Source organism: Streptomyces sp. CB09001 (genome assembly GCF_003369795.1).
Taxonomy (GTDB): domain Bacteria; phylum Actinomycetota; class Actinomycetes; order Streptomycetales; family Streptomycetaceae; genus Streptomyces.
Genome location: NZ_CP026730.1, coordinates 5,861,230 through 5,874,089, shown reverse-complemented (window position 1 = coordinate 5,874,089; position 12,860 = coordinate 5,861,230). Strand labels below are relative to the sequence as shown.

The following is a 12,860-nucleotide window of genomic DNA, read 5'->3' as shown; positions in this document are numbered from 1 at the left end:
GTCGTCCTCGACATGATCGAGAGGGGGCGTACTGCGTATGCCCGGGCGTGGGCGATTTCACGCGGATGGGCCGGTTCCACCACTGCAACGAGTGGTCGAACCGGCCCATCCGGCCCAGTGCGCGGTTGCGGAGTCCCGAGTGCGGGGGTCAGTCGCGCGCGGCCTCCACCTGGTCCACCTCGGCGCCCGCCTGGTCGTACCTGCCGTCGAGCTTGGCGACCAGGCCGGTGACCTGGCGGGCGATGTCGGGCGCGGTGAGCCCGATCTCGGCCAGCACCTCGGCGCGGGAGGCGTGGTCGAGGAAGCGCGGCGGGATGCCGAAGTCGCGCAGCGGGACGTCGACGCCGGCGTCGCGCAGGGCCTGGGCGACGGCGGAGCCGACGCCGCCGACGCGGGAGTTGTCCTCGACGGTGACGACCACGCGGTGCCGCTCGGCGAGCGGGGCCATGGCCTCGTCGACGGGCTTGACCCAGCGCGGGTCGACCACGGTGGTGGAGATGCCCTGCTTGTTCAGCAGGTCGGCGACCTCCAGGCACATCGGCGCGAGGGCGCCGACCGAGACCAGGAGCACGTCGGGGGTCTCGGTGCCGGGGGCGCGCAGCACGTCCATGCCGCCGACGCGGCCGACGGCGGGGACGGCGGGGCCGACGGCGCCCTTGGAGAAGCGGACCACGGTCGGTGCGTCGTCCACCGCGACGGCCTCGCGCAGCTGGGCGCGGACCTGTTCGGCGTCGCGCGGGGCGGCGAGCCTGAGGCCGGGGACGACCTGGAGGATCGACATGTCCCACATGCCGTTGTGGGAGGCGCCGTCGGTGCCGGTGACTCCGGCCCGGTCCAGCACGAAGGTCACGCCGCACTTGTGCAGGGCCACGTCCATCAGCACCTGGTCGAAGGCGCGGTTGAGGAAGGTGGCGTACACGGCGAAGACCGGGTGGACGCCGCCGTGCGCGAGGCCGGCCGCGGAGACCGCGCCGTGCTGCTCGGCGATGCCGACGTCGTAGACGCGGTCGGGGAAGGCCTTGGCGAACTTGTCGAGGCCGACCGGCTGGAGCATCGCGGCCGTGATGGCGACGACGTCCTCGCGCTCCTTGCCCAGCTTGAGCATCTCGTCGCCGAAGACGCTGGTCCAGTCGGCGCCGGAGGTGGAGATGGGCAGGCCGGTGTCGGGGTGGATCTTGCCGACGGCGTGGAAGCGGTCGGCCTCGTCCTGGAGGGCGGGCTGGTAGCCGCGGCCCTTCTCGGTGAGGCAGTGCACGATGACCGGGCCGCCGAAGCGCCTGGCGCGGGTGAGGGCGGACTCCAGGGCCTCCAGGTCGTGGCCGTCGATGGGGCCGACGTATTTGAGGCCGAGGTCCTCGAACATGCCCTGCGGGGCGATGAAGTCCTTCAGGCCCTTCTTGGCGCCGTGCAGGGTGTCGTAGAGGGGGCGGCCGACGACCGGGGTGCGCTCCAGGAGGTCCTTGCCGCGGGCCAGGAAGCGCTCGTAGCCGTCGGTGGTGCGCAGGGTCGCCAGGTGGTTGGCGAGGCCGCCGATGGTGGGGGCGTAGGAGCGCTCGTTGTCGTTGACGACGATGACGAGGGGGCGGTCCTTGGCGGCGGCGATGTTGTTCAGCGCCTCCCAGGCCATGCCGCCGGTCAGGGCGCCGTCGCCGATGACGGCGACGACGTGGTCGTCGCGCTCCAGGACCTGGTTGGCCTTGGCGATGCCGTCGGCCCAGCCGAGGACCGTGGAGGCGTGGCTGTTCTCGATGACGTCGTGCTCGGACTCCCCCTGCGAGGGGTAGCCGGACAGGCCGCCCTTCATCTTGAGCTTCGAGAAGTCCTGGCGGCCGGTGAGCAGCTTGTGCACGTAGGACTGGTGGCCGGTGTCCCAGAGCACCTTGTCCTTCGGCGAGTCGAAGACCCGGTGCAGGGCGAGGGTGAGTTCCACCACGCCGAGGTTGGGGCCGAGGTGGCCGCCGGTCTTGGACACGGCGTCGACGAGGAAGGTACGGATCTCCTCGGCCAGCTGGTTCAGCTCTTCCAGGCTGAGCCGGTCCAGATCGCGCGGTCCCGTGATGCGGGTCAGCAGCGGCACCCGTGCCTCCTTGCAGTAGAGCTGTTGCCGGGCTCGTCGAGTCTAATGTTCCGCTCCGGCGGAACGTGTCCGGGCGGTGCGTCGTACGTCACGCGTTCGGCCTTACCCATGGGCGGGCCGTTCTACGTCTTCCCGGCGGCCCGGTGTCCCTCGTCCGGCCCGGCGTCCTCCCGGCCCGGGGAGAGCCCGGCTTGGGGACACCTTTACCCGGGTGGTCCAGTCCACGGCGCGCACGGTGTGCAGGCCGGGGGGCGCCCGGTCCCGCGAATTGGTCTAGTCCCATTCTGGTCCAGACCATTGCGTCCCCCGTCGGTCCGGCGATATCCCCGTACCCGGCAACACCCCAGCACAGCACGGGAATCGACGTTCCACCCCACACACACCGGGACTGACATGAGACGCATGCGTTCCATCCGGGCGGCCCTCACCGCGGCCGCCACCACCGTGGCCGCGGTGGGCCTCGCCCTGTCCGGCACCGGCGCGGCCCAGGCGGCGACCCCGCTGCCGGACCGGGTCTTCGCGCCGTACTTCGAGGCCTGGACCGGCGAGAGCCCGGCCGCGCTGGCCGCCCAGTCGGGTGCCAAGCACCTCACCATGGCCTTCCTCCAGACGGCGACCCCGGGTTCCTGCACGCCGTACTGGAACGGCGACACGTCGATGCCGATCGCCCAGTCGACCTTCGGCGCGGACTTCGACACCATCCAGGCGAACGGGGGCGACGTCATCCCCTCGTTCGGCGGCTACACGGCCGACACCACCGGCACCGAGATCGCCGACAGCTGCACGGACGTCCAGCAGATCGCCGCGGCCTACGAGAAGGTCATCACGACCTACGACGTCAGCCGGCTCGACATGGACATCGAGATCGACGCGCTGGACAACACCGCCGGCATCGACCGCCGCAACAAGGCGATCAAGCTGGTCCAGGACTGGGCCGCCGACAACGGCCGCGACATCGAGATCTCCTACACCCTGCCCACGACCACCCGCGGCCTGGCGAGCAACGGAGTCGCCCTGCTCGAGAACGCCGTGGCGAACGGCACCGAGGTCGACGTCGTGAACCTCATGACGTTCGACTACTACGACAACCAGCAGCACGACATGGCCCGGGACACCCGGACGGCGACCCAGGGTCTGCACGACGTGCTGGCCCGGCTCTACCCGGACAAGTCCTCGGCCGAGCTGTGGCACATGATCGGCGTCATCGAGATGATCGGCGTCGACGACTTCGGACCGGCGGAGACCTTCACCCTGGCCAACGCCCGCACGGTCTACGACTGGGCCCTGGACCAGGGCATCAACACGCTCTCCTTCTGGGCGCTCCAGCGGGACAACGGGAGCTGCGCGGGCGGCGGCGCGGCCGACAACTGCTCCGGCATCCAGCAGAACACCTGGGACTTCTCGCACATCTTCGCGCCCTTCACCAGTGGCAGCACCGCCCCGGAGAACGACTTCTCCCTCGCCGCCACCCCGGCCTCCGGCACGGTGACCGCGGGCGCCTCGGCCAGCACCACCGTGAAGACCGCGGTGAAGTCGGGCGCGGCGGAGACGGTGCAGCTCAGGGCGAGCGGGGTACCGGCGGGCGTCACCGCGTCGTTCAGCCCCGCCTCGGTCACGGCGGGCGGGCAGTCGACGCTCACCCTCGCCACCACCGACCGGGCCGTCTCGGGCACCTACTCCGTCACGGTCACCGGCACCAGCCCGTCCGGCAGCCACAGCACCACGTACGCGCTGACCGTCACCGGCGGCAACGGCAGCCAGTGCACGGCCGCCCCGTGGAACTCGGGCGCGATCTACACCGGCGGGCAGCAGGTCTCCCACGAGGGGCACACCTGGAAGGCCAAGTGGTGGACGACCGGCGAGGAGCCCGGGACCACCGGCCAGTGGGGCGTCTGGCAGGACCTCGGCGCCTGCTGACGTGAGCGGGGCGTACTGACGCGACACAGCGGTCCGCCCGCCGGCCCAGGGCTCAGCTGGGCGGGCGGGCGGACCGTCGTCGGCCGTGCGGCGGCTTGCTACGCGCGGCCGGCCGTCTTCTGCGTCTTGCGGGTGATCGCGTCGATGACGACCGTCGCCAGCAGCACACCACCGGTGATCATGTACTGGACCGGCGAGGCGATGCCCTCCAGGGCCAGTCCGTACTGGATCGAGACGATGACCATCACACCGAGCAGCGCGTCCCAGGTGCGGCCGCGGCCGCCGAACAGGGACGTGCCGCCGATCACGGCCGCGGCGATGACGTTCATCAGGAACTCACCGGTACCCGCGCCCTGGTTGGCGGCGGCGATCTTCGAGGCCACGAAGAGGCCGCCTATCGCGGCGAAGCCGCCGGCGATCGCGAAGACCGAGATCCGGATCAGCTCCACGTTGATGCCGGCGCGGCGGGACGCCTCGACGCTGCCACCGAGGGCGAAGATCTTGCGACCGTAGGCGGTGCGGCGCAGGACGAAGTCCGTGAGCAGCAGGAACGCCAGGAAGATCACCACGGCCAGCGGCAGGCCCTTGTACTGGTTGAAGACGATCGCCACGACGAACGCCAGGATCGCCAGCAGCACCGTACGCACGATGATCTCGTTCAGCGGCCGGGAGGGCACCCCGGCGGCCTCGCGGCGCCGGCTGTCGAAGAACGCGCTGAGGAAGTACCCCGCGGTCACGACGACCGCCAGGCCGTAGGCAGCGGCCACGTCGCTGAAGTAGTAGCTGGTCATCTTGACGACGATGCCCTCGGAGTCGAGGTTGATCGTGCCGTTGCTGCCCAGGATCTGCAGCATGAAGCCCTGCCAGAACAGCAGTCCGGCCAGCGTCACGGCGAAGGCCGGCACGCCGATGCGGGCGAAGACGAAGCCGTGGATGGCACCGGCCACGGTGCCGGTGAGGACGGACAGCAGCAGGGCGAGCCACTCGTTCATCCCGTGCGTGACGCTCAGCACCGCGAAGGTGGCGCCCGCGACACCGCTGACCGAGCCGACCGACAGGTCGATCTCGCCGAGCAGCAGGACGAAGACGATACCGACGGCGATCATGCCGGTGCCGACCATGGCGACCGACATGTCGGAGAAGTTGCCGGCGGTGAGGAAGTTGGAGTTCAGGCTGGTGAAGATGGCCCAGATGATCAGCAGTCCGACGACGACCGGGATGGACCCGAGGTCACCGGCCTTCATCTTCCGCTTGAACTCGCTCAGGTAGCCCGCGAGGCCCTGCTCGCGCACCAGCAGCCGCGGGTCGACCGCGGCGGCGGCGCCGGCGGCCGCGGCGGGGTTCTCCACCGCCTGGTCCTCGGCGGGGGTGGAGGTCTTGTCGATGCTCACTTCTTGATCTCCCCATTGGTGCGCGCCGCACGACGGGTCACGGCGTTCTCCGTGGCGCCCGTGATGGCGGAGATGATCTCTTCCTGCGAGGTCGACTTGACCTCGAAGACGCCGTTGTTGCGCCCGAGGCGCAGGACGGCGACCTTGTCGGCGACCGCCTTGACGTCAGCCATGTTGTGGCTGATGAGGATGACGGCGTGGCCGCGCTCGCGCAGCCGCTCCACGAGGTCGAGGACCTGCGCGGTCTGCTCGACGCCGAGGGCGGCGGTGGGCTCGTCGAGGATGACCAGCTTGGGCTCGCCGAGCATGGACCGGGCGATCGCCACCACCTGGCGCTGACCGCCGGAGAGCGAGGCGATCGGGATGCGGACGCTCGGTATGCGGATGGACAGCGTGTCGAGGAGCTCGCGGGAGCGGCGCTCCATCTCCACCTCGTCCAGGACGCCGCGCCTGCGGATCTCCCGGCCCAGGTAGAGGTTGCCGACGACGTCGATGTTGTCGCACAGCGCGAGGTCCTGGTAGACGGTCGCGATGCCGAGGCTCTGGGCGTCGTGCGGCCTGTTGATCGAGACGGACCTGCCGTCCCACTCGATGGCGCCCTCATCGATGGGGTGCACGCCGGCGATCGTCTTGACCAGCGTGGACTTTCCGGCGCCGTTGTCGCCCACCAGGGCGACCACCTCACCGGCGTGGACCTCAAGCTCGACGTCGGTGAGCGCCTGGACGGCACCGAATCGCTTGGAGACCCCGCGCAACGCCAGCACGGGCGTAGCGGACACGTGAACCATCTCCTTCGCCGCCTGACCCGGCGGGAGGTTGTGCAGAAGTATTGGGGGGTGTTCCGTCCGGCGCCCCGCGTAGCTTGCGGGGCTGATGAGTGCGGGGCGCCGGAGGAGCTGGGGCGGCCGGTCCCGGGCGGCTCAGTCGGCCCGGGACGCGGGTCCGCTTACTTGAGGCCGATCTTGTCGCAGGCGGCCTTGTACTTGTCCGTGCAGATCTCGTCGATCGTGTAGAAGCCGTCCTTGATGACGGTCTCCTTGATGTTGTCCTTGGTCAGCGAGACGACCGGGACGATGACCGCGGGGACGCCCTTGGTGGTGGCGCTGTCGACCTTGTCGTTGGCGATGGAGTCGAGCGACTCGCCCTTCGCCAGCGCGACGGCCATCTCGGCCGCGGTCTCGGCCTCCTTCGGGTAGGACTTGAAGACGCTCATGTACTGCTCACCGGTGACGATGCGCTGCACACCCGCGAGTTCGGCGTCCTGCCCGGTGACCGGGATGTCCGCGATGCCGGCCCGCTTCAGGGCGGTGATGGAACCGCCCGCCATGCCGTCGTTGGCGGAGTAGACGGCGTCGATCTTGTCCTTGCCGAGTGCGGAGATCGCCGCTTCCATGTTGGCGTTGGCGTTCTCCGGCTTCCACTCCTTGGTGTCGTACTCGCGGCCGATCTTCACCTTGCCGTCGAGGACGGAGTGGGCGCCCTCCTTGAACTGGGCGGCGTTCGGGTCGGTGGAGGACCCGTTCATCATGACGATCTGGCTGTCCTTGGCCTTGTCGCCCAGCGCCTTCAGGAGCGCCTCGCCCTGCGTCTTGCCGACGGTGACGTTGTCGAACGAGGTGTAGGCGTCGATCGGGCCCTCGGCCAGGCGGTCGAAGGCGACGACCTTGATACCGGCGTCGTGGGCCTTCTTCACCGAGCCCGCGATGGCCTTGTAGTCCACCGCGTCGACGATCATCACGTCGACCTTGTTGGTGACCATCGTGTCGACCTGCTGGTTCTGCAGGCTGGCGTCCTGCTTGGCGTTGGCGTAGACGACCTCGCCCTTGTTGTTCGTGAGCTCCTTGACCTTCTTCTCGATCATGGGCTTGTCGAACTTCTCGTACCGCGCGGTCTGGTTCTCGGGAAGGAGCAGACCGACCTTGATGTCGTCGCCCTTCTTCGCCGCCGAGTCGGACGAGTCGCTGCCGCCGTCGGACTCCTTGGCACTGCCACAGGCGGCGAGCGAGACGGCCATCGCGGTGGTGGCAACGGCAACGGCGGCACGACGCATACGCGTGTTCACTTCACAAACCTCCCTGACGAGGCCGCGTCGTTGCGGCCGAGGTGGCTGGAAGTCAACTCGGCCACACGTGCGACGTCAAGAAGTAAATCCTTAACGAGATGACAACGGTGCCATCCGTGCTCTAAGTGAAGGCAGGCGTGGCCGCCGGCAGAGCGCCGGTCGCAGACCCGTCCAAGAGCGTCGAATCGCCCATCTCACTGAGGGCGAGGGCGAGGGCTCCGAGCACCTCCGCACGGCCGCCGAGGGCCCCGGGAAGCACGGAGAGCTGCCGCGCCGCACTGGGGATGGCGTAGCGCCCGACGGACTCTCTTATCGGCCCGAGCACCAGCTCGCCGGCCTCGGCGAGATCGCCGCCGAGGACGACGCGGCTCGGGTTGAGCAGGTTGCAGAGGTTGGCGACTCCACTGCCGATGTGGCGGCCGACGTCGGCGATCACCCGACGGCAACCGGGGTCACCGTCCCGCGCCAGCCGCACGACGCCCTCCATCGTCAGATCGGTGCCGTGGCTGGGCTGGAGGAGCGGAAGCACATAGCGTGCGGCCGCGAAGGTCTCCAGGCAACCCCGGTTTCCGCACCGGCAGACGGGACCGGCTTCATCCAGGGTGATATGCCCGATTTCGCCCGCTGTGCCCCCCGGTCCGCGATAGATCTTCCCGTTGATCACCAGCCCGGCGCCGACACCGCTGGCGACCTTGATGTACGCCAGGTCCCGCACCCCACGGCCGCTGCCCCAGACCAGCTCGCCCAGGGCGCCGAGGTTGGCGTCGTTGTCCACGTGCACCGGCACGCCGAGCCGCCCCCGCAGCTCCTCGGCGGGCCGGGTGCCGCCCCAGCCGGGCAGGATGGCGGTCGAGCCCAGCGTCCCGGACTCCACGTCGATCGGGCCGGGCACGCCGAGGCCCACCCCGGCGATCTTGGCGCGGTCCACGCCGGTGGCCGCGATCAACCGGCTGACCAGCTGTTCCGCCCGGTCGAAGCCCTGGTCCGAGGAGGCGTCGACGTCCAGCGGCTCGGACTCCTCGGCGAGCACCTGGTGGGCGAGGTTGCCGACCGCGACGCGCAGGTGGGTGTGGCCGAAGTCCACGCCGATGACGATGCCGGCGTCCCCGCTGAGCGAGACGCTGCGGGCCCGGCGGCCGCCCGCCGAGGTGGGCGTGACCACGACCGTCCCGCCTTCCTTCAGTTCCCGGACGATGTTCGAGACCGTGGCCGCGGACAGCCCCGTCGTCCTCGCGATCTCCGCCTGCGTGAGCGAACCGGCGAGCCGTACCGCTCGTACGACCCGTTCCAGGTTGGCTCGGTGCAGCGACGACTGCGACCCGGGAGTCTCCATTGACTCTCACCCTCATCCCTGGGTCCGCGTCACCCGGTGTGATGCAGACCTTGTACAAGTTATGAACCCCAAACTCCGCTGAATCGCCCAGTGGCGTCAAGCCCTTGAAAGAAATCGGTTCCAGGCCGTGTCCACGGCCGACCACCGGCGGTACGCCGCAGGGGTCCGGTCCCGGAGAGCTGTCTCTCCGGGACCGGACCCCTGCGTACGACGGGTGGAGCGGCGGTGGGCGTCAGCGGAAGGTGCCCTGCGACACCGAGCCGGCGATCCGCCGCTGGAAGACGCAGTACACGAGCAGTACGGGCACCACCGTGATCACGATGGCCGCGAACAGCGCACCGTAGTCGATGTCGTAGACCTGCGAGGACGCGTAGGCGGCCATGCCCTGGGTGAGGACCCACTTGTCCTGGTCGGTGTTGAGCGCCACCGGCAGCAGGAACTGGTTCCACAGGCCCAGGAAGTTGAAGATCGCCACCGCCGCCATGCCCGGACGGGCCATCGGCAGCATCACCTGGAAGAACGCCCGCCAGTCCCCGGCACCGTCGATCAGTGCCGCCTCGTACACGTCGTGCGGCAGCGACCGGAAGAACGAATAGAGGAAGAACATCGTGAACGGCAGCGCGAACGCGACATAGGTGAGGATCAGTCCGGGACGCGTGTTCAGCAGCCCGAAGTTCTGCAACTGGAAGAAGAGCGGAACGATCGCCAGGAAAACCGGGAAGGTCAGGCCGGCGAGCATCACGTAGTAGATCAGCCGGCGTCCGGGGAACTCGAACCGGGCGAGAACGTAGGCGCACATCGCGCCGAGCAGCATCACCAGGATCAGTGCGGAGACCACGACGATCACGGAATTCAGGAAGTACTTCCCGATGTTCGCGTCGGTCCACGCGTTCGCGTAGTTCTCGAAGCGCCAGTGATCCGGCAGCGAGAACGGCGACGAAAGGATCTCGCCGGTCGATTTGAACGACGACATCAGCACCCACAGCATGGGCACGATCACGATCACGGACCACAGGATCAGCAGGGCGTGCGAGATCGCCGCGAATCTGCGGTCGCTGCTCGCGGCGGCCCTCGTCAGCCTGCGGTCGCTCGCCGGTTTCCGGTCACTGGCCGGCTTCCGGTCGGCCGCGATGACGCTCACCGGGCACCTCCCTTGGCTGCGGCACGCCGAGCCCTGGACCCAGGTGCGTTCCTCTTGCTCTTGCCCTCGCCGCCGCCCGTGAGCCGGTTGACGAGGAACACCAGCGCCGCGAACACCAGGGTGACGGCGGCGAGGACGACGCCCATCGCGGTGGCGTAGCCGAACTGCTGCTTGGCGAAAGCGACGTTGAACAGACGCTGGCTGATCGTCAGGGTCGAGTTGTCCGGGCCGCCGTTCGGCACCATCGCCTGGACGTAGACGAAGGCGTCGAGGGCGGCGATGCCCAGGTAGATGTACGCCGTCTGCACGCTGTCCCGGATCGCCGGCAGGGTGATCGAGATCGTGGTGCGGAACCGGCCGGCCCCGTCGATCTTCGCCGCCTCGTACAGCTCGCCGGGAACGCCCTTGATCGCGGCGATGAAGAGCACCGCGTAGAACCCGACGAGCCCCCAGATGATGACGAACATCACGGCCGGCATCGCGGCCGCCTTCTCGCCCAGCCACGCGAACGTGTCGAACTGGTCGAGGCCGAGGCCGGTGAGGACGCCGTTGAGCAGGCCGGCGTTCGGGTCGTACATCTGCGCCCAGATCAGACCGACGATGATCGCCGGTACGACGTAGGGGAAGAACGAGATGATCCGGTAGAACGACGCTCCCCGGATCCCCCGGACCGGGCCCTTGCTGGGCCCGCCCAGGGTGATGGCCACGGCGACCCCGAGGGCCAGCGTCAGCGTCACCAGCGGCACGAAGGCCGCGAGGAGTGCGACGTTGCGCAACGCCTTCAGGAAGATGTCGTCCTGGAACATCTTCGTGAAGTTGTCGAAGCCGACGAAGTTGTAGTCCGGGCTGAAGCCGCGCCAGTCGGTCATCGCCCAGAAGATCGCCTGGCCGAACGGGATCAGCACGAAGATCACGAAGATGGCCAGCGGGACACCGAGGAACGCGAGGAAGAACGTCACGCGGTCGAACGTGAGCTTGCGGCGCCGTGGCCGCCCGCCGCGAGCGGCCGGCTCGGGCCGGCGGCTCGCGGTTTCGGCAGTGGGGATCGTGTCTTTCATCGCGTTGCTAGCTGACCTTGACCTTGTCGACGGAGTCGTCTTCCCGGACCTTGTCGGAGATCTTCTGCAGGGCCGAGGTCAGCCCCTTGCCGTCGAGGTCACCGGCGAGGAACGAGTTCCACGGCACCAGCTGGTCGGTGTTCAGGCCGTAGGTCTCGACGAACATGTAGTTGAAGATGTCGGTGCCCGCGGCCTCCAGCATCTTCGTCTGCGAGACGAGCGCCGTCGATCCGTAGCCGTCGGCGGGCACGGTGCCCTTGACGATCGTCGGGGCCAGCTTCGTCTTGGAGAAGTTGGCGGCCGCCTTCTCCGACAGCATCGCCCGCAGCACTTCCTTGCCGCCGGCCGGGTTCTTGCCCTGCTTGGGCACGATGAACGGCTCACCGGCGGCCGCGCGGAGCGCCTCGTAGGGCAGCGCCGGCTTGTCGGTGAGCGTCATCGACGGGATTCCGGTCATCTGGAAGTCCGCCTTGGTGGCCTTCTTCATCTCGTTCTCGATCCAGCCACCGGACGGGTAGAGCAGCGCCTTCTGGTCGTTGCTCCAGATCGCCTGCGCCTTCTGGAACTGGGTACCGGAGCCACCGGGGACGAACATCTTCTGCTTGACCATGGTCTCCATGACCTTGATGACGCCCTGGATGGCCGGGTGCGACCAGCAGCCCTTCTCCAGGTTCTCCAGGGCGAGCCGGACCTCGTCGCCGCCCTCCTTGATCGCCGAGTCGATCAGGAGCGTACGGTAGTAGGTCGCCGCCTCCTTGCCGTGGACGAAGAGGTACTTGCCCTTCTTCTTCGCCTCCTGGCCGAGGTCGAGCGCCTCGTCCCAGGTCTTCGGCGGGGTCCAGCCGTTCTCCTCGAAGAGCGTCTTCGAGTACCAGACCCCGTACACCGTCATCACGTAGTTGAGCGCGACGAACTTGTCCTTGAACGTGCCGGGGTCCTTGACGCCGGGGTAGACGATGTCGGCGATCTTCTTGCCCTCGTAGGTGTTGGCCTCGAAGAGGTCGTCGAGCTCGTCCAGCTGGTCGAGGATGCCGAGGAAGCCGATCTGGTCCTCACCGGAGTTGTCGATGAGGTCCGGCGGGTTGCCGCCGACGAAGCGGGGCTGGAGCTGGGGGGCGATGTCGACGACCGGCTTGACCTGGACCTTGAGGCCCTTGACCTGGCTGCCGAGCACCTGGTTGGTGTAGTCGACGTAGTCGGTGCCGTAGCCGCCGTCGAAGATGGCCGCTTCGACCGAGGAGTTCGCGGCGGCACCGAACGGGTTGTTGGCGCTCTTCTCGCCCTTCGGGCCGCCGTCGCCGTCGCCGTCCTCGCTGGAGGGAGAGCTGCACGCTACCGCGAACGAGCCCACGGCCGCGGTGGCGATGGCCCCGCGCAGGAGCGTCCGCCTGTCAAGAGAGCCGGCACGAATGGTCATCTTTGCATCCTCACTGATCGATTGTTTCTGTCCGGGTGTGCGGCGTTGTCGCCGTCGTCTCGGAGCCGCGGTGCGGCGCCGATGATCAGCTGAGCGATGCCGGCACAACAGTCGCCGGGGCCGGAGCTGCGGTCGCGCTCCGCCTGATCAGATCGTGATGGCCCACGCCGGTGGTGGATCCCATGCTCAAGTCCTCGCCTTCTCCAGGACTCAGGCGGTGAACCGGATCCTCCCCGGCACCGCGTTCGGGTCAAGCTGGGTCGTGCAGGAAATGCGGCCGTACAAGGTCGGGTGCGGTGAAGATGCCCCGGAGTGCCGACAGGTATAGTCCACTTTCACTTGGCGGAGCAAGATCGAATGCAAGGTTCGCGGTACGTCTTTTCCGAGTTGAGACCTCCCGGAAATATGAATGGCCTGTGCACCGCATGCCGGAGGAATCCCTGCCATAAGCCCCGAACGCCACA

9 protein-coding genes are annotated in these 12,860 nt (G+C 68.5%); 1 reads left to right on the top strand and 8 read right to left on the bottom strand.

Annotation, left to right across the window (positions count from 1 at the left end; genetic code table 11):
• Positions 1-148: 148 nt before the first annotated feature.
• A complete protein-coding gene (dxs, locus tag C4J65_RS27310; protein ID WP_115744767.1) occupies positions 149-2,077 on the bottom strand; it encodes a 1-deoxy-D-xylulose-5-phosphate synthase in 1,929 nt (642 codons plus the stop codon).
• A gap of 393 nt (positions 2,078-2,470) precedes the next feature.
• Between dxs and C4J65_RS27300 the strand changes: the two genes are divergently transcribed.
• Complete coding sequence (locus C4J65_RS27300) at positions 2,471-3,994, top strand: chitinase (RefSeq protein ID WP_115744766.1); 1,524 nt, start codon at positions 2,471-2,473, stop codon at positions 3,992-3,994.
• 98 nt (positions 3,995-4,092) lie between these two features.
• On the opposite strand, the gene C4J65_RS27295 is transcribed toward C4J65_RS27300, so the two are convergent.
• From C4J65_RS27295 to ngcE, 7 genes are all read right to left on the bottom strand, one after another.
• Positions 4,093-5,385 (bottom strand): sugar ABC transporter permease, encoded by a 1,293-nt coding sequence (locus tag C4J65_RS27295; protein WP_115744765.1) that lies wholly within the window; start codon positions 5,383-5,385, stop codon positions 4,093-4,095.
• Positions 5,382-6,173, bottom strand: coding sequence for an ATP-binding cassette domain-containing protein (locus tag C4J65_RS27290; protein ID WP_003972912.1), 792 nt, complete (start codon positions 6,171-6,173; stop codon positions 5,382-5,384). The genes C4J65_RS27295 and C4J65_RS27290 overlap by 4 nt, the downstream gene beginning before the upstream one ends.
• A 158-nt stretch (positions 6,174-6,331) precedes the next feature.
• Positions 6,332-7,435 carry a sugar ABC transporter substrate-binding protein gene (locus C4J65_RS27285; protein WP_162833634.1) on the bottom strand — a complete coding sequence of 368 codons (1,104 nt, stop codon included), beginning with the start codon at positions 7,433-7,435 and terminating at the stop codon, positions 6,332-6,334.
• A 133-nt stretch (positions 7,436-7,568) separates the two neighbouring features.
• Entirely contained in the window at positions 7,569-8,780 is a 1,212-nt protein-coding gene (locus C4J65_RS27280; RefSeq protein ID WP_115744763.1) for an ROK family transcriptional regulator, read from the bottom strand.
• 232 nt (positions 8,781-9,012) lie between these two features.
• Entirely contained in the window at positions 9,013-9,921 is a 909-nt protein-coding gene (locus C4J65_RS27275) for a carbohydrate ABC transporter permease (protein WP_115744762.1), read from the bottom strand.
• The gene (locus C4J65_RS27270; RefSeq protein ID WP_115744761.1) at positions 9,918-10,979 is read right to left on the bottom strand and encodes a sugar ABC transporter permease; all 1,062 of its coding nucleotides are present in this window, start codon (positions 10,977-10,979) and stop codon (positions 9,918-9,920) included. Before C4J65_RS27270 ends, C4J65_RS27275 begins: the two co-directional genes overlap by 4 nt.
• 7 nt (positions 10,980-10,986) lie before the next feature.
• Positions 10,987-12,330, bottom strand: coding sequence for an N-acetylglucosamine/diacetylchitobiose ABC transporter substrate-binding protein (ngcE, locus tag C4J65_RS27265; RefSeq protein WP_162833633.1), 1,344 nt, complete (start codon positions 12,328-12,330; stop codon positions 10,987-10,989).
• Positions 12,331-12,860 lie beyond the last annotated feature (530 nt).